The following is a 23,971-nucleotide window of genomic DNA, read 5'->3' on the forward strand; positions in this document are numbered from 1 at the left end:
CTGGCGGTGACTGACAGCGCGGAGTCGCCGCGGGCGGGCGTCAGGCCTTCTTGTCGGGGCCCGCGATCAGCTTTCCGCCCACCACCTTGACCGGTACGTCGGCGAGCGGGCGGCTGGCGGGGCCCTGCAGCACCTTGCCCGTCGTGACGTCGAAGCGGCTGCCGTGGCAGGGGCAGATGCCGACCTTGCCCTCGATCTTCTGCAGGGGGCAGTTCTGGTGGGTGCACCGCGACCAGAGCGCCTTGTACTCGTCGGCGCTCGGCCGGCTCACGAGCAGGAACTGGTCCCGGTAGTACTTCACTCCCCCGACCGGCACGGCGTCCGCCGCGCCGAGGTCGACGGGCTTGTCCGGCCCGGACGAGGTGCCACTGCCCCCGCCGGAGCAGGCGGTGAGCCCGAGCCCCGCGGCGCCCGCCAGGGCGGCCCCCATGAGGACGGAACGACGAGCGGGGGGCAGACCGGACATGGGAGGCTCCACTGTTCAGCAGGCATCAGCGACGGAACCGACCATACCGGTGGAGATCTCCGCCATCGCACGGGGTGTTCGCGGCGTTTACGGGCCCGGGAACTTCGGCTACGTTCGGGATCCGTGATCACCGTCGCCGGAGAGTCCCTGATCGACCTGGTGCCGCAGAACGCCGCCGCGCCCGGTGAGCCGCTGCCCGCACTGCTGCCACGGCTGGGCGGCGGGCCCTACAACACGGCGGTCGCCCTGGGGCGGCTCGGTGCCCGGGTGGGCTTCTGCTCGCGGGTGTCCACCGACGGCTTCGGCGAGGCGCTGCTCGGCGGGCTGCGGGCGGCCGGGGTGGACCTCTCGCTGGTGCAGCGCGGACCGGAGCCGACGACGCTCGCGGTGGCGGCGCTGAGCGACGACGGTTCCGCGGGATACGGCTTCTACGCCGAGGGCAGCGCGGACCGGCTCTTCCAACTCCCGGAGCAACTGCCCGCCGAGGTGCGGGCGTTGTCGCTGGGCACCTGTTCGCTGGTCCTCGAACCGGGTGCGAGTGCGTACGAGGCGCTGCTGCGGCGGGAATCGGCGCGCGGGGTGTTCACCCTGCTCGACCCGAACATCAGGGCGGGGCTGATCCAGGACGGGGACGCCTACCGGAAACGGTTCCGGGGCTGGCTGCCCGATGTCACCCTCCTGAAGCTGTCGGAGGAGGACGCCCAGTGGCTCGGCGGCACCCCGGAGGAGTGGCTGGCCGCGGGGCCGCAGGCGGTGGTGGTCACGCACGGCGGCGACGGCCTGACCGTACGGACCAGGGCGGGAGGCGAGTACGCGGTCCCCGGTGCGGCGGTCGATGTGGTGGACACGATCGGCGCGGGTGACACGGTCAACGCCGCGCTGCTGCACAGCCTCGCGGAGCGGGACGCCCTGTCGGCCGCGGCGACGGGTGCGCTGTCCGGCGACGACTGGGCCCAGGTCCTGGGCTTCGCGGCCCGGGCGGCCGCGGTGACCTGCTCACGTACGGGGGCCCAGCCGCCGTACGCGCGGGAGCTGACCTAGGGACTCGCACCCTCGGACCAGGGCTCGCGTGGGGGCCGGGGCCCGCGTGAGGGCTCGGGTGAGGACCGGGCCGGAGTCGTTGGGATCGGGCCGGAGTCGTTGGAGTCAGGTCGTTCGGATCAGGCCGGATCAGGCCGGATCAGGAGGGGCCAGGCCCGGCTGCCTCAGCAGGAAGGCGGTCACCGCCGACCGGAAGCCTGCCGGGTCCTCGGCCCAGGGAAGGTGCCCGGCACCGCGCAGGACGACCCGCTCGGCCCGCGGCAGGGCGCTCGCCAGGGAGTCCACGGCCGAGCGGGGGCGGAGGTCGCGGTCCCCGTCCACGATCAGTACCGGGATGTCCAGCTCCGCACAGCGTCCGCGCAGGGCGGGGGTGCCCCAGCTCCATCGGTTCTCCGCGTTGATGGTGTCGTTGGCGGCCAGGTTGACCCCGTACCAGGGGGTGGCCATCCGCTCCGCGAGCCGGTGCGCGCGGGTCCGGTCCTGGAACTCCACCGACCAGCGCAGTACGACACTGCTGCGGTCGTCCAGCTCCCCCCGGGGTGCCGGTGCCTCTTCCAGGCCCCGGCGGAACGCGCGGACGAACTCGGGATACCAGGTGTCCACCGGATCGATGCCGGTGCCGGAGACATAGACGAGTGCGCCGACCCGGTCGGGATGCTCCAGCGCGTAGCACAGGGCCAGCTGAGCACCCCAGGAGTGGCCGAGCAGCGCCATCCGGTCCAGGTCGAAGTGGCGGCGGACTGCTTCGAGGTCGGCGACCGAGCGGGCCACCGTGTACGGGCCGTCGGACGGGCCCGAGCGGCCGCAGCCCCGCTGGTCCCAGCGGTGCACGGCGTACCCGGGCAGCAGGTCGGCCACGTCCTGCAGGGTGTCCCACAGGCCGGGGCCGCCGTGGCAGAACACCACGGGCTGACCCTGGCCCCGGCGCACGGCCCAGAGCCGTGCGCCGTCGTCGGTCCGTACCTCCGTCAAGGCCTCACGCTCCCCCATCCGTCAGGGGCGCCGGCCCCCCGTCACCGCCGGAGTCACGGACAACACCGCGCGGACAAGCACCGCGCGGACAGCCCGGTTCGGACAGCACAGCACGGACTGCGCCGCATCGACAGCACAGTCACGACGAGGCGCGGCGTGTACGCGTCGTCTTCTTCGCGGCCGCCTTCTTCGGCGCTGCCTTCTCCGCTGCCGGCTTCTTGGCCGCTGTCTTCTTCACTGCGGCCCCCTTCGCTGCGGCCTTCTTCGCCGGCGCCTTGCTGACCGGAGTCGCGTCGCTGATCCGGTCGGAGTCCAGGATGTCCCGGAGGAACTTCCCGGTGTGGCTGGCCGGGACCCCCGCGACCTGCTCCGGGGTGCCCTCCGCGATGACCAGGCCTCCGCCGTTGCCGCCCTCGGGCCCCATGTCGATGACCCAGTCCGCCGTCTTGACGACATCCAGGTTGTGCTCGATGACGATCACCGTGTTCCCCTTGTCGACCAGGCCCGACAGCACGTTGATCAGCTTGCTGATGTCCTCGAAGTGGAGGCCCGTCGTCGGCTCGTCCAGGACATAGACGGTGCGGCCGGTGGAGCGCTTCTGGAGCTCGCTCGCCAGCTTCACCCGCTGTGCCTCGCCGCCCGACAGCGTCGGCGCGGACTGCCCGAGCCTGACGTAGCCGAGGCCCACCTCGTTGAGCGTGCGCAGATGACGCGCGATGGTCGGGACGGCCTCGAAGAAGTCCAGGCCCTCTTCGATCGGCATGTCCAGGACCTCGGCGATGGACTTGCCCTTGTAGTGGACCTCAAGGGTCTCCCGGTTGTAGCGCGCGCCGTGGCAGACCTCGCACGGGACGTACACATCCGGCAGGAAGTTCATCTCGATCTTGATCGTGCCGTCGCCCGAGCAGTTCTCGCAGCGGCCGCCCTTGACGTTGAAGGAGAAGCGCCCCGGCAGGTACCCCCGGACCTTGGCCTCCATCGTCTCGGCGAAGAGCCTGCGCACATGGTCGAAGACACCGGTGTACGTCGCCGGGTTGGACCGGGGAGTACGGCCGATGGGCGACTGGTCGACGTGAACGACCTTGTCGACCAGGTCGTCGCCGTCGACCCGGGTGTGCCGGCCGGGCACCGTACGCGCGCCGTTGAGCTCACGCGCCAGGTGCGTGTAGAGGATGTCGTTGACCAGGGTCGACTTGCCGGATCCCGAGACACCGGTGACCGCGGTCAGCACCCCGAGCGGGAAGGGCACGTCGATGTCCTGGAGGTTGTTCTCCCGGGCACCGTGCACCGTCAGCCGCCGCCCCGGGTCCACGGGCCTGCGCACGTCCGGGATCGGGATGGCCTTCTTGCCCGCCAGGTACTGGCCGGTCAGGGACTCCTTGTTGGTGAGCAGGTCCTTCAGCGACCCGGAGTGCACGACCTTGCCGCCGTGCTCACCCGCGCCGGGGCCGATGTCCACGACCCAGTCGGCGACCTTGATGGTGTCCTCGTCGTGTTCGACGACGATCAAGGTGTTGCCCATGTCGCGCAGCCGGATGAGCGTCTCGATGAGACGGTGGTTGTCGCGCTGGTGCAGGCCGATGGACGGCTCGTCCAGCACGTACAGCACACCGACCAGACCGGAACCGATCTGCGTCGCCAGCCTGATGCGCTGCGCCTCGCCGCCGGAGAGCGTGCCCGCCGCGCGGTTGAGCGAGAGGTAGTCGAGACCGACGTCGACCAGGAACTTCAGCCGTTCGTTGACCTCCTTGAGCACCCGCTCGGCGATCTTCTTGTCGCGGGCGTTGAGCTTCAGCCGGCCCAGGAAGTCCGCGCACTCACTGATCGACATCGCGGCGACCTCGGCGATGGACTTCTCCATCACGGTGACCGCGAGGACGATCGGCTTCAGCCGGGTGCCCTCACAGGTCGGGCAGGGCACCTCGCGCATATAGCCCTCGAAGCGCTCCCTGCTGGAGTCGCTCTCGGCCTCCGAGTGCCGCCGCTTGACGAAGGGCACCACGCCTTCGAAGGAGGTCGTGTAGGCGCGCTCCCGCCCGTACCGGTTGCGGTAGCGGACCTCGATCTGGGTCTTGTGGCCGTTCAGCAGGGCCTTCTTGGCGCGCTGCGGCAGCCCGGCCCAGGGGATGTCCGTCCGGAATCCGAGCTCTTCGGAGAGCGCACCGACCAGCCGTGCGAAGTACTCCTTGGTGTGGCCGTGCGACCACGGCGAGATCGCGCCCTCGTCGAGTGACTTGTCCTCGTCCGGGACGAGCAGCTCGGGGTCGACCTCCATGCGCGTCCCGATGCCGGTGCAGTCGGGGCAGGCGCCGAAGGGCGAGTTGAACGAGAAGGAGCGCGGCTCCAGCTCTTCGAAGGACAGGTCGTCGTACGCGCAGTAGAGGTGCTCGGAGTACATCCGCTCACGCTCGGGGTCGTCCGCGGGCAGATCGACGAAGTCCAGGATGACCATGCCGCCGGCCAGCCCGAGCGCGGTCTCCACCGAGTCGGTGAGGCGACGCTTGGCGCTGTCCTTGACCGTGAGGCGGTCGATGACCACCTCGATGGTGTGCTTCTCCTGCTTCTTCAGCTTGGGCGGCTCGGAGAGCTGGATCGTCTCGCCGTCCACCCGGGCACGGCTGTACCCCTTGGTCTGGAGGTCGGAGAAGAGGTCGACGAATTCGCCCTTGCGCTCCCGCACGAGCGGCGAGAGCACCTGGAAGCGGCTGCCCTCCGGCAGTTCGAGGACCTTGTCGACGATGGCCTGCGGGGACTGCCGCGAGATGGGCCGGCCGCACTGGGGGCAGTGCGGCTTGCCGATGCGCGCGAAGAGCAGACGCAGGTAGTCGTAGACCTCGGTGATGGTGCCGACCGTCGAGCGCGGGTTGCGCGAGGTCGACTTCTGGTCGATGGAGACAGCGGGGGACAGCCCCTCGATGAAGTCCACATCGGGCTTGTCCATCTGCCCGAGGAACTGCCGGGCGTACGAGGAGAGCGACTCGACATAGCGGCGCTGCCCCTCGGCGAAGATCGTGTCGAACGCGAGGGAGGACTTTCCCGATCCGGAGAGCCCGGTGAAGACGATCAGGGAGTCACGCGGGAGGTCGATCGAGACGTTCTTGAGATTGTGCTCGCGAGCGCCACGAACGATGAGACGGTCGGCCACGCCGGTCCGCACCTTTCTGAGAGAAGAAGCAGGGGCGGAGCCCCCTCCCCAGGGTATGGGGGGCGCCTCAGCGATGTCTGAAGATGGCTTGTTGGATGTCTCTCACGAGCCTATAGCACGCGCATTCGAATTACGGCCATCGGTAAAGAGCTTCACCCGAAGGAGTGGAGGGGCCTATCGTCAGCCGCATGATCGATCACGTGCGCGACCTGGAATCCCTGGACGAGGCGACCGAACGGCTCCTGGCCGCGGCTGCCGGACTGGACAACGCCACGGCCGCGGAACCGTCACGGCTCCCCGGCTGGTCCCGCGGTCATGTCCTCGCCCATCTCTCACGTAACGCCGACGCGATCGGAAATGTTCTCGCCGGTCTGCCGATGTACGCATCCGCCGAGGCCCGCGACGCCGACATCGAGCGCGACGCGCACCGCCCGCTCGCCGTACAGCTGACCGACCTGCGCGAGAGCGCGGCCCGGCTCCGTGAGCGCGCGGCACTTCCCGCGGACTGGTCCCGCACCGTGACCCTCCGCAACGGCGTCACGGACACGGCCGCCCGCGTCCCCTTCCGGCGGTGGGCCGAGATCGAGCTGCACCACGTCGATCTCGGCATCGGCTACGAGCTGGCGGATCTTCCCGCGGAGTTCACCCGGCGGGAGATCGGCTTCCTGCGGGACCGCTTCTCCGGCGATCCCGCGGTGGCCGGTGTCGAAGGACCCGCCACGGCGCTGCTGGGCTGGCTGTCGGGCCGCGGCGACGGCAAGGGGCTGGCGGTCCCCGGCGGCGGCGCGCTGCCGGTACTGCCGTCGCTCTAGTACTCCGTACCGAACCAGCACTTCGTACCGAACACCCCCGCCCCCCGGCCCGGTCTGCCGCTCTAGACTCGGCACCATGACGTACAGCGGAGTGGTGAAGGTCGGCGGCCCGGCGGACGTACACGAGCTGACAGCTCTGATGATCTCCAAGGTCGCGGTGGGCCCGATGAACAACAACGCGTATCTGCTGCGCTGCCGGGAGTCCGGAGAGCAGCTGCTGATCGACGCGGCCAACGACACCGAGACGCTGCTGCAACTGATCGGGGACGACTCGATCGCCTCCGTGGTCACCACACACCGCCACGGCGACCACTGGCAGTCCTTGCAGGACGTGGTGGACGCGACGGGCGCCCGCACCTACGCGGGGCGGTACGACGTCGGGGGCATCCCGGTCGCCACCGACGTCCCCGTGGAGGACGGTGACAGGATCTGGGTGGGCCGGGTCGAGCTCAGCGCCCGCCGGCTGATCGGCCACACCCCGGGCTCGATCGCACTCATCTACGACGACCCGCACGGCCACCCGCATGTCTTCACCGGCGACTGCCTCTTCCCCGGCGGGGTCGGGAACACCTTCGACGACCCGAAGGCCTTCACCAGCCTGCTCGACGGTGTCGAGGAGAAGCTCTTCGACCGGCTGTCCGACGAGAGCTGGGTCTACCCGGGGCACGGGCACGACACCACGCTGGGCAATGAGCGCCCACACCTCGCGGAGTGGCGCGCCCGCGGCTGGTGAGCCGCGGGCGTACCCGTAGACCTGCCCCCTTTTTCTCCCTGGGCCGACCGGCCGTCAGGCGTCGATGCCGTCCTTGTCCGACGCCCCGGCCGCCTCCGCTGCCGCTTGCTTCCTGCTGGCGAGGAGGCTGGTGACCGTGGTGACGATCAGCACGCCGCAGATGACCGCCAGCGAGACGGGGATGGAGATCTCCGGGACGGGCACCCCGGACTCGTGCAGCGCGTGCAGCAGCAACTTGACGCCGATGAAGCCGAGGATGACCGACAGCCCGTAGCTGAGGTGCACCAGCTTCTTCAGCAGGCCGCCTATGAGGAAGTACAGCTGGCGCAGCCCCATGAGGGCGAAGGCGTTGGCCGTGAAGACGATGTACGGGTCCTTGGTGAGGCCGAAGATCGCGGGGATCGAGTCCATCGCGAACAGCACGTCGGTGGTGCCGATGGCGAGCATCACGACCATCAGCGGCGTCATGATCCGCTTGCCGTTCTGCTGGATGAAGAGCTTGGTGCCGTGGTAGCGGTCGGCCACGCCGAAACGCCGCTCGACCGACTTGAGGAGGCGGTTCTCCTCGAACTCCTCTTCCTCGTCGCCCGAACGCGCTTCCTTGATGAGCTTCCAGGCGGTGTAGATCAGGAACGCACCGAAGAGGAAGAAGACCCACGAGAAGCCGGCGATGATCGCCGCGCCCGCCGCGATGAAGACCGCACGCAGCACCAGGGCTATCAGGACACCGAACAGCAGCACCCGCTGCTGCAGGTGGGACGGCACCGAGAACTTCGCCATGATCAGGATGAAGACGAAGAGGTTGTCGACGCTCAGCGACTTCTCGGTGATGAAGCCCGCGAAGAACTCGCCGGACGCCTGGCCGCCGCCGAAGAGCAGCAGGCCGAGGCCGAAGAGCGCGGCCAGGGCGATCCAGACCACGGTCCAGACACCGGCCTCCTTGACCGATACGTCATGGGGCTTGCGACCGATCACGAAGTCGGCCGCGATCAGGGCGCCCAGGCCAAGAATGGTCAGGGCCCACAGGGTCAGTGACACGTCCATTACGCCTCCGGCGTTTGCTACGGCTACTTGATCAGCGTCGTCGCTGCCGGAGGTCTCTTCCACCCGCGCCGGACGGACCGGCTCATCGGGCCGGCGCCCCGGGACCTGACAGGTCCGTACTGACGGGTGCGCCGCACTTGGGGAGTACTCCCCTCCGCACCAAGAACAGTACAGGGAACACCAAGGGAAGGTAAAGAGCTTGGTAAAGAATAATCCAAGCACGCAGGTCAAGAGTGCAGAGAGGTACGGAGACGGCAGCGATCCGGGAGGACCGGAAGGGCCTGAAGGCACCTCAAGGGGCTGGGGGAACCGGTCGGGGCCAGACTCGGCGGGCCGCGGCGACCTGGTCGAGCACGTTCCGCAGCACCTCACTGCCCGGTGGCGGCAGCGACGGTTCGTACGTCCAGGCATGCCCGACCCAGGGGTCGGCTATGTGGTCGTCCGGGACCGGGGTGATGCGCAGCAGCGAACGCCATAGCGGGTCGAGCACCGGACCGTACTCCCGTGCGTCCTCCCGGTCGGCGACCATCAGCAGATGGACACCGACGGAGGGCCCCTCGTCGGCCAGGTAGCGCAGGTGTGTGAGGGCGCGGTCATCGAAACCGTGCGGGAAGTCGTTGACGATCAGCAGCTGCTCCGCCGGGTCCAGATCCGGCGGGAGGGAGTCGGCCGCACCTCCGCGCACCGCCATCCGCACCAGATCCACCCGCTGCACCAGGCGCGCCAGTACGGCAGCCACCCCCTGCGCGCCGGTCGCCGGCGGTGCGTCGAGCACTCCGGAGGCGGTCAGCGGAGCCAGCGGTCCTGCGCCCGAGCCCGCCGGATCGATCACCTGCACGGTGAACTCCCCCGCCGGGTGGACGGCGAGCAGGCGAGCGGCGTGGGCGACGGCGGTGTCCATGGCGCGGGTGCGCAGCCCGGCGGAGTCCAGCTCCGCCCCGGATCCGGTACGGCCGCTGTCGACCCAGAGGCCGCGCTCAAGTGGCAGCCGCACCAGCATCGGGATGCGCAGCCCGGGACGGACCGGAAGGTGCAGATCACCGGCGCGCAGCGCGAGCGGAGCCTCGGCCGGGACGCGGTACCCGTGCCAGACGGGGTGGTCCCAGCGGGCGAAGGCCGGGGCCAGGGCCGGCTCGACCACCTCGGACTCGGCGACGAGCTGGTCGAGGTCCCGGTCGAGCACCTCTCGTGCCCGAGCTGCCAGCCCGTCCCGCTTCTCCTGCGCCTGTCTCCGGGCTTCGGCACCTGCGGAACCGGTACGGCTGCGCGGGTCGGAGAGCGCCTCGTCGATCTCGCGTTCCAGACGCGAGTCGGCGAAATCGACAGCGCTGCGGTACGCGGCGGCCGCCCGGGATAGGTCCTCGAACATGCCCCGGACCTGGTTGTACAGACGCTCCTCCATGGACCAGCCGGTGGCGTCGCCCGCGACGGGCCGGTGCTGCTCGCCGGGCCGGGGGCCGGGCACAGCCGGGGGCGGCGTCGGAGGCGCGGCGCGCTGCCGGCGCGGATGCGTGTAGTCGACCGGGCCGCCCTCGGGGCGCCCGCCGGCTCCGGGAACGCCCGGTCCCTCGCCCGGCACCGGTCGCGGGGACTGTGGCACGGGGGTGGTGGCACGTTCCTCGGGACGGTCACCGAAGCCCGGGCCGGGACGCACATCGCCGCCCGGCACGGTATGCGGCGGGGCCTGCGCGGTGCACGGCGGGGCCACCGAGCGGGCCGCGCTGCCGACGGCTGCGGCCTGGATCGCGTCCGCGAGGTCCCGGGCGCCCGGCAGCCCCTGGTCACCGAGCAGATCGGCAAGGCCGCCCGCGTACCCCTGGCCGACGGCACGGACCTTCCAGGCTCCCTGTCTGCGGTAGAGCTCCAGGGCGACGACTGCCGACTCGGCGCCCAGTCCGGTGATGGTGTAGCTGACGACCTCCGCACCGGCCGGCCCGGTGACAGCGGTGAAGGGTGCGGCGACGGAGGCGAACGAGCTGGGGCCGCCGGGGCCGGTGGGCAGAGCCAGCAGGACGTTCACCCGGTGCACGGCCTCCGGCAGTGCTTCCAGGTCCACCGCGAGCCGGTGGTCCGCCGCCGCCTGCCGGGACACTTCGAGGCCGGGCAGCTGCGGAGATCCGGGATGGGCCACCCACTCCGCGCCGCGGACCCGGCCCTGCTCGTCGCTGAGCGTGGCACCGGCCAGGACCGGCTTCCCTGCCGACACCCGGATTTCCAGTCGGGCCACGGGCAGGGGATGGTTCTGCCCCCGGACCAGCTCGGCCGTCATCGCGCGTGTCCCCTCGTCGCGTTGCACTCGGTCGTCAGCTTGCGGTTCCGCCGGCCGGAACAGCCAGTTCCCGGCAGCCTCGTGCTGCCGGGAACTGCTCGCGCACTCTCGGAGAGAGCCGGGTGGTGGTGACCGGCCGGGTGGTGGCGCCTACAGGTGCGGCAGGATCGCCGGCATCAGGTCCTGGAACGTGCGGCCGTTGGCCGGGTTGCCGATGGCCGTCATCTGCCAGCCACCGCCCGAACGGTGCACCTTCGCCATGATCTGGGCCGTGAACTGGCCGCCGCCGTCGAGCGTGTAGCGGGCGAGCTCTTCGCCGTTGGTCTCGTCGACGATGCGGCAGAAGGCGTTCTGCACCTCCTGGAACGTCTGACCGGTGAACGAGTTCACCGTGAAGACGATCTGGTCGATGTGGACCGGGACCCGGGCGAGATCGACGAGGATCGCCTCGTCGTCGCCGCCCTGGCCCGCGCCGCCGACCAGGTTGTCACCGGTGTGCTTCACCGAGCCGTCGTCGCTGACGAGGTGGCGGAAGAACACCACGTCCACGGGCTGCTTGTCGGCGAACAACACCGCCGATGCGTCGAGGTCGATCTCCCGGGTGCGGGAACCGAACAGCCCACGGCGCGGTGCCGCCTGCCAGCCGAGTCCCATCCGCACCGCCGTCAGGGTGCCCCCGTCGTTCTTCTGCAGGCTGATGGCCTGCCCCTTGGTCAGATTGACGCCAGGGCCCTTGGCAAAATTGGCCGTCACGCGCTGTCCCTTCTTCCTGTTTCCCCACGTTTTCCCCGCACCCTACGCAGTCGCGCGGACACCGCAGGAGGGCCGGGGCGTTTTTGTGTCGCTCTTGCAACAGTCGTCCTGGCAAGAGCCGTTCTGGCAAGAGCTGTTCCGGCAGCAGCACTTCTGGCAGTAGCGGTTCTGTCAGGAGCCGCTCCTGCGATCGCTCCTGCACCAGTCGTTCTGCGACAGCAGGGTCGGCTGGGTCAGGCCGGGCGGGTCAGGCCAGCCCGCCCTCCTTCATCTGGCGCAACTCCTTCTTCAGCTCACCGACTTCGTCACGGAGCCGGGCGGCCACCTCGAACTGCAGGTCCGCTGCGGCGGCGCGCATCCGCTCGGTCATCTCCTCGATGATCCCGGCCAGTTCCTCGGCGGGGCGGTCGGTCGGGACCTTCCTCGCCCCCTTCGCGCTCTTGCCGCCCTTGACTGCCGCACCGCCCAGCGCGGGCACCGGGGCCTGCGGCTGCTTCCCGTCCTTCGCCTTGCGGTAACCCGTGCCGAGCAGCTGCTCGGTGTCGACCTCCTCGCGCGCGATCGTCGCGACGATGTCGTTGATCTTCTTACGCAGCGGCTGCGGGTCGAGCCCGCGCTCCTTGTTGTACGCGACCTGCTTCTCGCGGCGGCGGTTGGTCTCCTCGATGGCCTTCTCCATCGCCGGGGTGACCCGGTCCGCGTACATGTGGACCTGCCCGGAGACATTCCGCGCCGCACGGCCGATCGTCTGGATCAGCGACGTGCCCGACCGGAGGAAGCCTTCCTTGTCGGCGTCGAGGATGGCGACCAGCGACACCTCGGGGAGGTCGAGCCCCTCACGCAGCAGGTTGATGCCGACCAGCACGTCGTACTCCCCCGCCCGCAGCTCGCGCAGCAGCTCGATACGGCGCAGCGTGTCCACATCACTGTGCAGATAGCGCACCTGGATGCCCAGGTTGAGGAAGTAGTCGGTCAGGTCTTCGGCCATCTTCTTGGTGAGCGTGGTGACCAGGACCCGCTCGTCCTTCTCGGTACGCGTACGGATCTCGTGGACCAGGTCGTCGATCTGTCCCTCGGTGGGCTTGACGACGACCTCGGGGTCGACGAGCCCGGTGGGGCGGATGATCTGCTCCACGAAGCCGTCGCCCCGGGAGAGTTCGTACTTTCCCGGTGTGGCGGAGAGGTAGACGGTCTGCCCGATGCGCTTCTGGAACTCCTCCCACTTCAGCGGCCTGTTGTCCAGGGCGGACGGCAGCCGGAAGCCGTGGTCGACCAGGGTGCGCTTGCGGGAGGCGTCGCCCTCGTACATCGCGCCGATCTGCGGAACGGTGACATGCGACTCGTCCAGGACGAGCAGGAAGTCCTCCGGGAAGTAGTCGATGAGGGTGTTGGGTGCCGTGCCGGGGTCGCGGCCGTCGAAGTGCATCGAGTAGTTCTCGACACCGGAGCAGCTGCCGATCTGGCGCAACATCTCCAGGTCGTAGGTGGTGCGCATGCGCAGCCGCTGGGACTCCAGCATCTTGCCCTGCTTGTCCAGCTCCGCGAGCCGCTCCTCCAGCTCCTTCTCGATGCCGTTGACCGCCTTCTCCATGCGCTCCGGGCCCGCCACGTAGTGGGTCGCCGGGAAGATGTAGAGGGACTCGTCCTCGCTGATGATCTCGCCGGTGAGCGGGTGCAGCGTGGAGAGCGCCTCGATCTCGTCGCCGAACATCTCGATCCGGACGGCGAGCTCCTCGTACACCGGGAAGATCTCGATGGTGTCGCCCCGTACCCGGAAGGTGCCCCGGGTGAACGCAACGTCATTGCGCGTGTACTGGATGTCGACAAACCGGCGCAGCAGCTCGTCCCGGTCCAGCTCCTCGCCGACCTTGAGGGACACCATCCGGTCCACGTACTCCTGCGGCGTGCCGAGGCCGTAGATGCAGGAGACCGAGGCGACCACGACCACGTCGCGGCGGGTCAGCAGCGAGTTCGTCGCGGAGTGGCGCAGGCGCTCGACCTCCTCGTTGATCGAGGAGTCCTTCTCGATGTACGTATCGGACTGCGGTACGTACGCCTCGGGCTGGTAGTAGTCGTAGTACGAGACGAAGTACTCGACGGCGTTGTTGGGGAGCAACTCGCGGAACTCGTTCGCCAGCTGGGCGGCGAGCGTCTTGTTCGGCGCCATCACCAGCGTGGGGCGCTGAAGCTTCTCGATCATCCAGGCGGTGGTCGCCGACTTGCCTGTGCCGGTCGCACCGAGCAGGACGACATCCTTCTCACCTGCACGGATACGCTTTTCGAGGTCAGCGATGGCCGTCGGCTGGTCACCGCTGGGCTGGTAGGGACTGACGACCTCGAAAGGCGCCACCGTGCGTTCGATCTTGGAAACGGGCCGCATGCAACCACCGTACGACCACCCACTGACAACCGGGTCCGTCCGCCGCCCGGCCGCGCTGTCGGTGGGCCGCCGTACGGTGGGGGCGTGGAGAACGGAACGCAGGTCGTCGAGATCGAGTGGACCACGGTCGCCAGCGACATCGGTCCGCTGCTGCTGGCCGCGACCAGCAGGGGGCTGGTGAGCGTCATGTTCCATGCCGTTCCCGCGGTGCGCCGCAGGGCGCTGGAGCAGCTGACCGCACGGTTCGCTGCCGCGCCGGTCGAAGCGCCGGAATCGCCGCGGCTGGCGGAGCCCATACGCCAGCTGGCTGCCTACTTCGACGGTGACCTGCGCACCTTCACGCTGCCACTGGACTGGACACTGACCGCCGGGTTCAACCGCCGGGTGCTGCGCGAACTGGCGGACGGGGTGCCGTACGGGTCGGTCGTCGGGTACGGCGACCTCGCCCGCCGGGTGGGACAGCCGGCGGCCGCGCAGGCGGTGGGCGTCGCGATGGCATCGAACCCACTCCCCGTCGTCGTGCCCTGTCACCGGGTGGTGGAGAGCGACGGCGGTCTGGGCGGATTCGGCGGTGGCACGGAGACGAAGCGGCAGCTCCTGGCGCTGGAGGGCGTGCTGCCGCAGCCCCTGTTCTGAGCGTCGCCCGTACTGAGGTCGTCTGTTACGACCGTCGTCTGTTCTGGTCCGACCGTCGTCTGTTCTGGGTGTTCCTCGACGGCCGCGGCCTGCGCGGCCCCGGCCAGGCGCGCTGGGCGCCCCGGGGCCACGGCGGCCGGCGGGCCCGTGGTCAGTACCTTCAGAGGCTTCAGATGTCTCAAAGGCCTCAGATGCCTCAGAGGCTGATGTGGTACGCCTTGCGCAGCGTCTCGTGGACGGTCCAGGTCGTGCGGTCGCCCTCCCGCAGCACACACGCGTCGCCGGGGCCGATCCGCAGCGTCTCGCCGCCCTCGACCGCGACGGTCGCACGCCCGCTGACGACCACGAACAGTTCGTTGGCCTCGGTGTCGGTCACCACTCCGGGCGTGATCTGCCAGATACCGCGCAGCTGTGTGCCGTCCGCGGACTCCCACAGGACCTTGCCGGTGACCACGGGGTCTCCGGACACGATCTGCGCGGGGTCGAGCGGCTCGGGCTCCAGTTCGGCATCCGGTATGTGCACGGCGAAGGAGGGCGGTGTCTGATCACTTGTCGTCATGGCGGGCAACCTTAGCGACCGGGCCGGCCTGGATGAATCCGGTGTCCACGGGCCGTGCCGGCTGGACCATCACCTTCCCGTTCTGCTGGGCCATCACCTTCCCGTTCCGGCGGGAGCCTCACCGGGCGTGCGCGGCCGATTGTCAGTGGTCGCGTCTAGCTTGGAATCAGTTGGACAGGCCGGTCGGGCCGGTCCATGGGGAGGGGTGTGCTGTGGCCACTGGCGGGTCGGGAGTGACGACATATCTGGAGCTGTCCCAGGAGGGCGCCGGAGCGCACAAGTTCTACGAAGTGACCGTGAACGGGACGACGGTGGCTGTGCGGTACGGCCGGATCGGTGCGGACGGCCAGCGCCAGGTCTCGACCTTCCCCACCGCGGCCAAGGCACAGGCGGCCGCGGCGAAGAAGGTGGGCGAGAAGGTCCGGAAGGGGTACGCCCCCGCGGTGCAGGGGCAGCGGGCGGCGCGGGCGGTGACCCGCCGTCAGGTGACCTCCGCCCCCTCGACAGCCCGGGCCACGGCGCCCGTCCTCTGGCGCTTCCGTACCGGCACTTCGGCGTTCGGGATCCATATCGACGAGGACCACTGCTGGGTGGGCAATCAGCGCGGCGATGTGTACACGCTGGGCCACGACGGCGAAGTGCTGGCGCGCTTCTCGCTGCCCGACGGGGTCAAGTGCCTGGTCGCCGACGACTTCTGGATCTACGCGGGCTGCGACGACGGCAAGGTGTACGACCTGTCGTCCAAGGTGCCGTTCGCCGCCTACGAGATCGCGGAGGACGTGGACATCTTCTGGCTGGACATCCACGAGGGCGTGCTGAACGTGTCGGACCACAACGGCGGTCTCACCGTCATCGACCACGAGGACGAGTTCCAGTGGTCGCGCCGTTCCAAGGGCAACAACGCCTGGATGGTGCGGGCCGACGACCACGCGGTCTACCACGGGCACACGCACGGCGTGACGGCGTACGCGGCCGACGGCAGCGGCGAGTTGTGGCACACGGACACCTTCGGCGGCGTGCTCTTCGGCTGGCAGGAGGAGACGTCGGTGTACGCGGGCACCGGCCGTCAGGTGGTCGAGCGGCTCTCCAAGGCGACCGGCCGGAGCGAAGCGCGGTACCAGTGCGACGCGGCCGTGTACTCGTGTGCGACATCCGCCGACGGTGAGTATGTCTTCGCGGGCGACCTGGCCTCGTCGGTCTACTGCTTCACCTCGGACGGCACCCGGCTGTGGAAGCTGGGAACGGGCGGCGGTTCGGCGCTCTCCATGCAGTACCACGACGAGAAGCTCTATGTCGTGACCACCGACGGCTCGCTGGCCTGCATCGACGCGAGTGAGGCGGCGATCACCGCGGCGCAGGGCGGAAGCCTGCCGGTCGCCGTGGATGTCAAGCAGGCCGCGGCGCTGCCCACCTACACTCCGACGGCGGACGTGGCCACGGTGAGCGCGCTCCCCGCCCCGGGCGCCGGGATCGTCGTGGAGTGCGTCCAGGTCGGGGGCCGGCTGCGGGTCCAGGTGGTGTCGGACGGCTATGAGCCGACCTGGCACGTGCAGTTCCCCCGGGGGATACGGCAGCCGGGCGCGCGTTATGTGGTGGACGCCCTGCACTCCTCGTCGGGCGGCTTCTACCGGGTGCGGGGCGAGATAAAGCGCCTGGTCTAGGGACCTCGCGTGCAGGGATCTGCGTAGCCAGGATGACCTTCGTAGCCAAGTGCCCTCATGTCCAGGTGCCTTCATGGCCAGGGCCTTCCGTACCTGGTGAGGCTTTCCGGCTCAGGCCGGTGGCCCGCTCCAGGCGAGATGGCCGGGGTGATCCGCCCGTACGACCACATCCGCGGTCTCCGCGGGAGCGACCTCTTCCTCGTACCGCTGGAAGGCGGACAGCGTCCACTGCTCGTCCGTACCGGTGCGGCGCTGGAGTGCGCCCGCCGAGAGCCGCAGATGAACGCTCAGGTCGAAGGGAAACCAGTGTCCGAACAGCAACGGCCCCTGCACGATGAGCACCCCGCCGTCCGGCAGCCGCTGATACGGACTGCGTGTGGCGCGGTCGGTCACCGGGTCCCAGAGGTCGGGCAGCACGCGTCCGCTGCCGCCCGCCTCCAGGGGGCCGAAGACCTCACGCCAGAGCGCGCCGGTGTCGAACCAATCGCTGTAGTACGTGTCGGGGTCACGTTTCCCGTACTCGTACCGGAGTGAGGCCGGGCGCAGGAAGCCCTGCGTACTGACCACATGGACGGACCGGCCGCGGGCCCGCAGCCCCTCGGCGATCGCGGTCGCCAGCTCTCCGGTGGGGGCGGCGGGCGCACCGTCCACCGCGATCTTGGGCCAGGGACCGCCGTCCGCGGCCTTCAGTTCGTCGGCGCTCCGGGCCAGAGCGTCGGTCAGCCGTTCCCAGGAGATCGCTTCGAGTCGCACCCGTTCATCATCACCGAACCGGCCTCTACGATCGGCCGTATGGATCTGGAATTCGCGCAGAAGTTCGCCGCGGAGTGGCGGGAGGACTGGAACTCGCACGACTTGGAGCGCATTCTCGCGCACTACCACGAGGACGTGACCTTCAGTTCGCCGATGATCGAGCACTTCAACGGTGACGCGTCAGGAACGGTTCGTGGCAAGGACGAGCTGCGGGCGTACTGGCGGACGGGGCTCGCCCGTATCCCCGATCTGCACTTCGACGTCATGGACGTGCGGGCGGGGGTGGACTCGCTCGTGATCGACTATCGGAACCAGATCGGAGGGCGGGTCTATGAGGTGCTGACGTTCCGGGACGGCCTGGTGATCGCGGGCTTCGGCGCGTACGGAACGGTCCTTGCCGTCGAAGAGCGCGGCGAGGAGGAGTAGAGGAGGGGGACGGGGAACGGAGAGGGGAACAGTGGGGGCAGCGGGAAGCCAGCACGGTGGCATGGAGCGGGCCCGGAGGTATGTCCAACCCCCGGGCCCTGATGATGCCGCCCCACTGCACACGCCGGCTCGCTTGAGGGCACAGGTCAGCTGTTACGTCGTCGCGCTCTGCCATTGAGCTACCGCCCCAGGGAGAGGGGCGGGCCGGGGTCGAACCGGCAACCGACGACCAAGCCCGTGCCCGGTCGGACCGGCGATGAGCGGCGAATGCTGAGTCTGGAGCGAGAGTCTGAGATGGGACGCGGCTCATGCCGCTGCATCACGACGAACTTCAGTTTCAGCTTGCGCTCCTCGCGCACCCCGGGCCGCACTGAGGCGGCCGGGGAGTCTGTGACGCTACCCCTGCCCGTCCCCGAAGAGGTAGCCGAATACCGCATCGCCCACGTGCTCGTCGGTGACGTCGGCGCTGTTCGCGTCCTCGCGTGCGAACTTCACCGCCTGCTGAAGCTTCTCGATCCGGCCCACCAGCTCATTGACCCGGCGGGCGGGCAGCGCACCGGAGAACTTCACTGTGGTCCAGTAACCGACCGGCACATCCTCGTAATACACCTCGACCTGCGCCGGATGGTTTTCGGTCGCCTCGGCCTTGACGTGGTTGCGGGGCACTTTCCTCGTACGGACCGTGCGCACCGGCTCGGTCTTCCATGCGTCGGTCGACGGGTCCTGCACCCAGAATTCGGATGCGTCGAGAATCGGCAGCTTCCGTGCGAAGGAATGGAGATCGGTGAGCTGTTTCTCCAGGAAAAGCAGATAGGAGACCGGCACGGCGGTGAGCAGCACGCGTCCGTCGACCTTCACATCGGCGCGGGCGGAGCAGTTCGCCCAGTCCTTGGTGGCGGTGACATCGAAGAGCCTGGTCAGGGTGGCGGCGGTGTCCCGCAGCACGTCCTCGGCCTGCACCTGTACCCGCGTGGACTCGGGCGGCAACTGCTCGCCCTCCTCGTCCTTCGGCTGGTAGGTGCGGGAAATTCCCGACAGCAGGACCGGCTTCTGCAGTCCCTGCTGGGTCGCGGTGAGGTCCTGGTGGGACTTTGACTTGATTCCCTTTTCGACTGCGATGATCTGATTGAGTTTCGCCACGGATGGAACGTATCAGCGACAACTCCCGTAGATCCAGGGATTATTGCTGCCGGAGTTCAGGGGGGCTGCCGCAGTTCAGGGGGAGAGGAACGGCAGTGGCACCCCCGGTAGGATCTCGGCATGCCACTGCCCAAGCCATCACCTACACCAGAGAATGGCAAAAACGCCATATCTGGCAGTACCCCGCGGACTAGGATGAACAATCCAATAGCGGGCAGCGGGCAGCGGGCAGCGGGCAGCGGGCAGCGGGCAGCGGGCAGCAGGCAGCAGGCAGCAGGCAGCAGGCAGCAGGCAGCAGGCAGCAGGCAGCGGGCAGCAGCCGGATGAACGGATCGGGAAACCGTCAGAAGTCGGTCCTCTTCGCGGCGCGTTCGGCAACCGCCCTGCACCGGCTTCTCGACGTAGCGCCGGTCTTCGCCGGTGACAACCGGATCGGCCGCCGCCGGTTCACTCTGGTCCCGGGCTCTGACTTCGGGGTCGACGCACTCGCCGCGATCGAGGCCGCGGATGCGCGCACCGTCCCCTGGGCGGAGGCCCTGCGGCAGCCGTACGACCTGATTGTCGCCGCCAGCCCCAAAGGCGATCTGGACCTGCTCACCGGACCGCTCGCCCTGCTCCCGCACGGAGCGGGCTTCAACAAGTCGCTCGCCGGGGAAGGATCCGCCGATTCGGCCTCCGGGCTCGATCCGGCGTGGCTGCTGCGCGACGGCCGGCCCCTTGCTGATCTGCACGGGCTCGCCCACCCCGGCCAGGTCGCACGGCTCGCGGCCGGCTGCCCGGCGGCCGCCGCCCGCGCGAGCGTGGTCGGAGACCCCGTACTGGACCGTATGCTCGCATCGCTTCCGCGCCGTGACGCCTATCGCGCCTCTCTCGGGACCGGAGACCGCAGGCTCATCGCCCTCACCTCGACCTGGGGACCGGAGTCCCTGCTGGAGCGGCGGCCCGATCTGCCCACCGAGCTGGCCGAGCATCTTGACTGCGACGCCTACCAGTTGGCGCTGATCGTGCATCCGAACGAGCACAGCAGGACGGGCTCGTACGACCTGCGGCAGGCCCTCTCCCCCGCTCTCGCGTCAGGGCTGCTCCTGCCGCGGCCGTACGAGGAGTGGGCCTCGGTCCTCGTGGCGGCCGACGGCGTCATCACCGACCACGGCTCGACTGCGCTGTACGCGGCGGCCCTCGGCATCCCGATGGCAGCGGGATGCGACGGCGGCAGCGAACTCATCCCCGGCACACCGATGGCCGAACTCCTCTCCCGGGTAACGGTCCTGGACACGGCGGCAGACCTGGAACCGGCGCTGGCAGCCCACTCGCCGCAAGCGGTCCGCGCCCTGGCCGCACCGGCCTTCGCCGAACAGGGCAGGGCCCTGGACCGACTGCGTACCGAGCTCTACGCGCTGTTGGCCATCGCTCCCCCGACGGCCGCTATCAGCGCCCGCCCTCTTCCGCCGCCCGCTCCTGCCCCGAGCACCCCGACAGCCTTCGCCGTGCAAACGGAGATCCACGGGGCGGAGATCCGTATCGAACGCCGTCCCGCCCCCGCCGAACTCCCGGCCCATCACCTCGCGGTGGAACTGGAACGCGCCACCGCCCCCCTGTCCCAGAGCGCGGCACTGCTCTTCCGCCGCCGTACCCGGCCCGACCGGACCGCGCCGCACTCCGTCACCTGGACGGCAGCCGGCTGGACCGCACATACGCTCGCGGACCACCCGGGGCGCCGTACCGCCGCCGTCGAACTCTCCGGCTCCCGCTGGCTGCTCCGCAGGGCGCAGACTCCTCTGCTCACCGTCCGCGTCGAGGGATCCTCCGACGAAGGGACGGTCGTACGGACCGATCCGGCCGCCGTTCTCTCCGGTGTGCACGCCTGGCTCACCGACAATCCGTACCCCGACAACCCGCAACCCGGCGCTCCGGTCACCCTGCACTGCGAAGTGGCGGGCCGGACGTACCGTGCACATCTGGCTCCCGCCGCCGACGACGAGGCCGCGCACGAGCTGTAGCCGCCACGCATCAGGCACGTGCGGATCAGGACGGGCCGCCCGCGCCGGTGTCCGGGAGACCGCCCTCCCGTTCGCGGATCGCCCGGGCCGACGCCCGGTGCGCCGAGGCCGCCTCCTCGTCGCCGCAGTCCGCCGCCAACGAGCCGAGCGCCTCCAGGACCCGCACCTCGTCCCGCCCGGAGCCACGCTCACGGGCCCCGTCCAGAGCGGCCGCGTAGAGTGCGGCGGCCTCCTCCCGGCGGGCGAGCCCCTGCAGCACCCGGCCCAGCTCGAAGCCGGTCCTGGCGGTCATCCGTTCGCGCTCCTGCTCCCGGGCCATCTCGTGGGCGCGTGCCAACAGCGTTGCCGCCCGGTCCGGTTCGCCCAGAGCCGCGGCGGCCTGGCCCAGCAGGTGGGTCTGGAGCAGTACCCCGTAGGGGTTGCCGATCCGGGTGTGGATCTGCCGGGACTCCTCGAAGTCCGGTACGGCGCTCGCCCAGTCCCCCTGTTCGGAGCGGGCCCGGCCGCGGAACTCCAGCGCGGACGCCCACAGTTTCAGCTCGCCGTCCGCCGGGGCTCCGCCGAGCAGCCGGGCGCCGCCCACTGCGAGCCCCACCTCGGTCTCCGCCTCCTCGTACCGCTTCTGTTCCCACAGCGGGCGGGCCAGTTGGCAGCGCATCCGCACCAGGGCGGCGATGTGCCCCGCACGCTGGGCGGCGTCCCGGCCCGTGCGGAAGGCCTCGGTCACCTCGCCGTAGTGCGCATGGTCGAGAAAATGCGTCCACAAGGGTTCGCAGAGCGCCCAGGCCTCGGTGTCCATGCCGTACGCGTAGGCCGCACGGACGCATCCGTACAGTGCGAGGTGCTCGCCCTCCAGCCACCGCAGGGCGCCCAGCTTGCCCGCCGCGAACTCCACATCCGGTGCTCCCTCGACGGCGGGCATCGCGTCGGCGAACTTCATGCGCGGTCCGGCGGCCAGCGCGTCCGCCCGCTGGGCCTGGCGCAGATACCAGCGGATCACCCGCCCGCGTGCCTCAGCGGCCTCGGTCTCCCCGCCGTGACGCCGTGCGCAGCGCACTGCATGGGCCCGGAGCAGATCGTGCATCGCCGGGCGGCCGCCCCGCCCTGACAGCAGCAGACTGGCCCGCTCCAGCTCTTCCAGAGCGTCATCGGCGGCGTCCGCGCCCTCGCCGAACAGTGCGGTAACAGCCTCCGGCAGGAGATACGGGCCGGGGTGCACCGCGAGCAGCCGGTACAGCCGGGCGGCATCCGGTCCGAGGTCTCCGTATGCCGCGTCCCAGACAGCTTCGACCAAGGGGAGGCCCCTCTCCGCCAGCTCGTCGGTCAGCTGAGCGACCAGCCGCATCAGTGTCCTCCTGCGGTGCTTGCGCAGCCACTCGCCCGCGACCTCCAGCGCGGCGGGCAGGCCGCCGCACGCCCTGGCCAGGGCCTCGGCTGCCGCGGGTTCGGTGGAGAAGCGCGGATCGTCGGCGATGGCGCGCAGCAGCTGCGCCGCGTGCTCGTCTCCGAGCGGGCCCAGCGGAATCTCCAGATCGGCGCCGCCCTTCAGGTCGTCCAGCCGGCCCTGGCCGATGGCGATCACGACGGAGTCCGCCGATGCGGGCATCAGCTGCTCCAGCTCAAGCCCGAACCTGACGTTGTCGACCACGAGGACCAGGCGTCTGCCCTGAGTGCGGGCCCAGTACTGCCGACGGCGCCCGGCGTACGCCGGTTCCACCCAGTCCGGCCGCACGCCCAGCGAGCGGAGCAGCTCTCCCAGGACCTCGGCTGTCTCGACGCCGCCGTCCCGGCGGTGGTCGTCGAGGTCGACGAACCGCAGGGCATCAGGAAATTCCTCGGCCAGCCCCCGCGCGAGCCGCACCCCGAGCGCTGTCTTACCGACGCCGCGCAGCCCATGGACCGCTACGACGAGCGGCCGCTCCGCAGCAACTCCGCCGACGGCTCGGCCCGTTCCTCTGTGTTCCTGAACCACCCTGGCCACAGAGGCCTGTTCGGTGTCCCGGTCGACGAAGTGCGCCGCGCCGGGCGGCAGCTGGAACGCGGTGATCTCAGGACCTGTATCCGCACTCTGATGAAAGTGGACCTCCCCCACGCTTCCGGCCTGCACGACCGTCCCCACTCGGGCCTGCCCGCTCACGCTGTTCCGCGTCTCTTCGACCACGTGTCAACTCTATGCAGTACCACTGACATTGGGGTGCTCCGCCAGGGGAAGTAATGGGCCATGACGGATCGCCCGCTGCTGCTGATCGACGTGGATGGCCCCCTCAACCCGTACTCCGCCCGGCTCGCCCGCCTGCGCGGATACACGGCCCACCGCTTCCACCCGGCGAACTGGCTCGCGCGCCAGACACCGGGTTCCCGGGCCCACCGGCGCGGCCTGTGCGTGCGGCTCCATCCGGAGCACGGCGCCCGCCTCACCGCCCTCCCCTTCGAACTCGTGTGGGCGACCACCTGGATGCACGAGGCGAACGAGATGATCGCCCCGGCCATCGGCCTGCCGCGCGCCCTTCCGGTCATCGAATGGCCCGAGCTCTTCGCGACGGATCCCGACGGGCTCTACTGGAAGACCCGCCCACTCCTGGAGTGGGCCGCGGGCCGCCCCTTCGCCTGGGTGGACGACATGATCACGGACCTGGACACGGCTCATGTCACGACACACCATGACGCGCCGTCGCTCCTCCTGCGGATAGCCCCCCGACACGGCTTGCGGGAGAGGGACTTCACCACTCTGACCGACTGGTCGAAGTCATTGTGACGCCGGGGCCACGCCCGTGACGCCGGGGGCCACGCCCCGCTCGGGAGGCTGAGCCTCTCCCGAGCGGACGGCGGGAGGCAAAACAAAAGGCAAGGAGGGTTACCCACTCCTTGCCACTTTTAATTTATAGCGCACTGGGGGGCTTGCGGCAAGGCCCCGGTCGTACCGCAGAATCGTCGGCCGAGGCCGGAATCCACGGAAACAGAAAAGGAAAAGGAAACAGAAACACAAGCGCCGGTCGCGAAATGCGCCGCCGCCATGCCCGCAGTGATGCCCGCAGTGATGGCCGCCAAGCCCGCCCACTTCGTCACACCGGTCCAGAAGCCGTGCTGCGCGCGTGCTGAGCGCGGGCTGAGCACAAGGACGGCAAGGACGCGCGCAACGGCCGCGAGCCACCTCGGATCGGACCCAACAGATCGGAACCAG

Annotated in this window: 19 protein-coding genes; 8 read left to right on the plus strand and 11 right to left on the minus strand. The window is 69.8% G+C overall.

The window, feature by feature from the left end; all coding sequences use genetic code 11:
- Positions 1–40: 40 nt before the first annotated feature.
- Positions 41–466, minus strand: a complete 426-nt coding sequence (locus OHB13_RS07525; protein WP_328376416.1) for a Rieske (2Fe-2S) protein — start codon at positions 464–466, stop codon at positions 41–43.
- Positions 467–589: 123 nt separating this feature from the next.
- On the opposite strand from OHB13_RS07525, the gene OHB13_RS07530 reads away from it, so the two are divergent.
- Positions 590–1,507 carry a carbohydrate kinase family protein gene (locus OHB13_RS07530; RefSeq protein WP_266858122.1) on the plus strand — a complete coding sequence of 306 codons (918 nt, stop codon included), beginning with the start codon at positions 590–592 and terminating at the stop codon, positions 1,505–1,507.
- 129 nt (positions 1,508–1,636) lie between these two features.
- On the opposite strand, the gene OHB13_RS07535 is transcribed toward OHB13_RS07530, so the two are convergent.
- Both OHB13_RS07535 and uvrA read right to left on the minus strand, forming a co-directional pair.
- Positions 1,637–2,479, minus strand: coding sequence for an alpha/beta fold hydrolase (locus OHB13_RS07535; protein WP_328376418.1), 843 nt, complete (start codon positions 2,477–2,479; stop codon positions 1,637–1,639).
- Positions 2,480–2,618: 139 nt separating this feature from the next.
- Positions 2,619–5,624 carry an excinuclease ABC subunit UvrA gene (uvrA, locus tag OHB13_RS07540; RefSeq protein WP_328376420.1) on the minus strand — a complete coding sequence of 1,002 codons (3,006 nt, stop codon included), beginning with the start codon at positions 5,622–5,624 and terminating at the stop codon, positions 2,619–2,621.
- 188 nt (positions 5,625–5,812) lie between these two features.
- On the opposite strand from uvrA, the gene OHB13_RS07545 reads away from it, so the two are divergent.
- Positions 5,813–6,436 (plus strand): maleylpyruvate isomerase family mycothiol-dependent enzyme, encoded by a 624-nt coding sequence (locus tag OHB13_RS07545; protein WP_328376422.1) that lies wholly within the window; start codon positions 5,813–5,815, stop codon positions 6,434–6,436.
- Between the two features lie 76 nt (positions 6,437–6,512).
- Positions 6,513–7,169, plus strand: a complete 657-nt coding sequence (locus tag OHB13_RS07550) for an MBL fold metallo-hydrolase (RefSeq protein WP_266858118.1) — start codon at positions 6,513–6,515, stop codon at positions 7,167–7,169.
- 54 nt (positions 7,170–7,223) lie between these two features.
- On the opposite strand, the gene OHB13_RS07555 is transcribed toward OHB13_RS07550, so the two are convergent.
- The 4 genes from OHB13_RS07555 to uvrB form a co-directional block, all read right to left on the minus strand.
- Positions 7,224–8,213: a TerC/Alx family metal homeostasis membrane protein gene (locus OHB13_RS07555; protein WP_266858117.1), complete on the minus strand. Its 990-nt coding sequence runs from the start codon at positions 8,211–8,213 to the stop codon at positions 7,224–7,226.
- 292 nt (positions 8,214–8,505) lie between these two features.
- On the minus strand, positions 8,506–10,482 hold the full coding sequence (locus OHB13_RS07560) for a TerD family protein (protein WP_328376426.1): 1,977 nt from the start codon (positions 10,480–10,482) through the stop codon (positions 8,506–8,508).
- Between the two features lie 150 nt (positions 10,483–10,632).
- Entirely contained in the window at positions 10,633–11,199 is a 567-nt protein-coding gene (locus tag OHB13_RS07565; protein ID WP_266861166.1) for a TerD family protein, read from the minus strand.
- Between the two features lie 283 nt (positions 11,200–11,482).
- Positions 11,483–13,615: an excinuclease ABC subunit UvrB gene (gene uvrB, locus OHB13_RS07570; protein ID WP_328376428.1), complete on the minus strand. Its 2,133-nt coding sequence runs from the start codon at positions 13,613–13,615 to the stop codon at positions 11,483–11,485.
- A gap of 84 nt (positions 13,616–13,699) precedes the next feature.
- Between uvrB and OHB13_RS07575 the strand changes: the two genes are divergently transcribed.
- On the plus strand, positions 13,700–14,251 hold the full coding sequence (locus OHB13_RS07575) for a methylated-DNA--[protein]-cysteine S-methyltransferase (protein WP_328376430.1): 552 nt from the start codon (positions 13,700–13,702) through the stop codon (positions 14,249–14,251).
- Positions 14,252–14,447: 196 nt separating this feature from the next.
- Here the strand turns inward: OHB13_RS07575 and OHB13_RS07580 are convergent, their stop codons facing one another.
- Positions 14,448–14,810 (minus strand): cupin domain-containing protein, encoded by a 363-nt coding sequence (locus tag OHB13_RS07580; protein ID WP_266858110.1) that lies wholly within the window; start codon positions 14,808–14,810, stop codon positions 14,448–14,450.
- Between the two features lie 212 nt (positions 14,811–15,022).
- Between OHB13_RS07580 and OHB13_RS07585 the strand changes: the two genes are divergently transcribed.
- On the plus strand, positions 15,023–16,471 hold the full coding sequence (locus OHB13_RS07585) for a WGR domain-containing protein (protein WP_266858108.1): 1,449 nt from the start codon (positions 15,023–15,025) through the stop codon (positions 16,469–16,471).
- Between the two features lie 111 nt (positions 16,472–16,582).
- On the opposite strand, the gene OHB13_RS07590 is transcribed toward OHB13_RS07585, so the two are convergent.
- Positions 16,583–17,224 carry a uridine kinase gene (locus OHB13_RS07590; RefSeq protein ID WP_328376433.1) on the minus strand — a complete coding sequence of 214 codons (642 nt, stop codon included), beginning with the start codon at positions 17,222–17,224 and terminating at the stop codon, positions 16,583–16,585.
- A gap of 39 nt (positions 17,225–17,263) precedes the next feature.
- Between OHB13_RS07590 and OHB13_RS07595 the strand changes: the two genes are divergently transcribed.
- On the plus strand, positions 17,264–17,650 hold the full coding sequence (locus OHB13_RS07595; protein ID WP_328376435.1) for a nuclear transport factor 2 family protein: 387 nt from the start codon (positions 17,264–17,266) through the stop codon (positions 17,648–17,650).
- Between the two features lie 396 nt (positions 17,651–18,046).
- Here OHB13_RS07595 and OHB13_RS07600 read toward each other — a convergent pair whose 3' ends face one another.
- Complete coding sequence (locus tag OHB13_RS07600) at positions 18,047–18,790, minus strand: DUF7873 family protein (RefSeq protein ID WP_328376437.1); 744 nt, start codon at positions 18,788–18,790, stop codon at positions 18,047–18,049.
- A gap of 323 nt (positions 18,791–19,113) precedes the next feature.
- Here OHB13_RS07600 and OHB13_RS07605 point away from each other — a divergent pair, with 323 nt between their 5' ends.
- Positions 19,114–20,790, plus strand: coding sequence for a translation initiation factor 2 (locus OHB13_RS07605; protein ID WP_328376439.1), 1,677 nt, complete (start codon positions 19,114–19,116; stop codon positions 20,788–20,790).
- A 25-nt stretch (positions 20,791–20,815) separates the two neighbouring features.
- Here the strand turns inward: OHB13_RS07605 and OHB13_RS07610 are convergent, their stop codons facing one another.
- A complete protein-coding gene (locus tag OHB13_RS07610) occupies positions 20,816–22,951 on the minus strand; it encodes a tetratricopeptide repeat protein (protein ID WP_328376440.1) in 2,136 nt (711 codons plus the stop codon).
- A 60-nt stretch (positions 22,952–23,011) separates the two neighbouring features.
- Here OHB13_RS07610 and OHB13_RS07615 point away from each other — a divergent pair, with 60 nt between their 5' ends.
- Positions 23,012–23,545, plus strand: coding sequence for a hypothetical protein (locus OHB13_RS07615; RefSeq protein ID WP_266858096.1), 534 nt, complete (start codon positions 23,012–23,014; stop codon positions 23,543–23,545).
- Positions 23,546–23,971 lie beyond the last annotated feature (426 nt).

The organism is Streptomyces sp. NBC_00440, assembly GCF_036014215.1.
GTDB lineage: Bacteria > Actinomycetota > Actinomycetes > Streptomycetales > Streptomycetaceae > Streptomyces.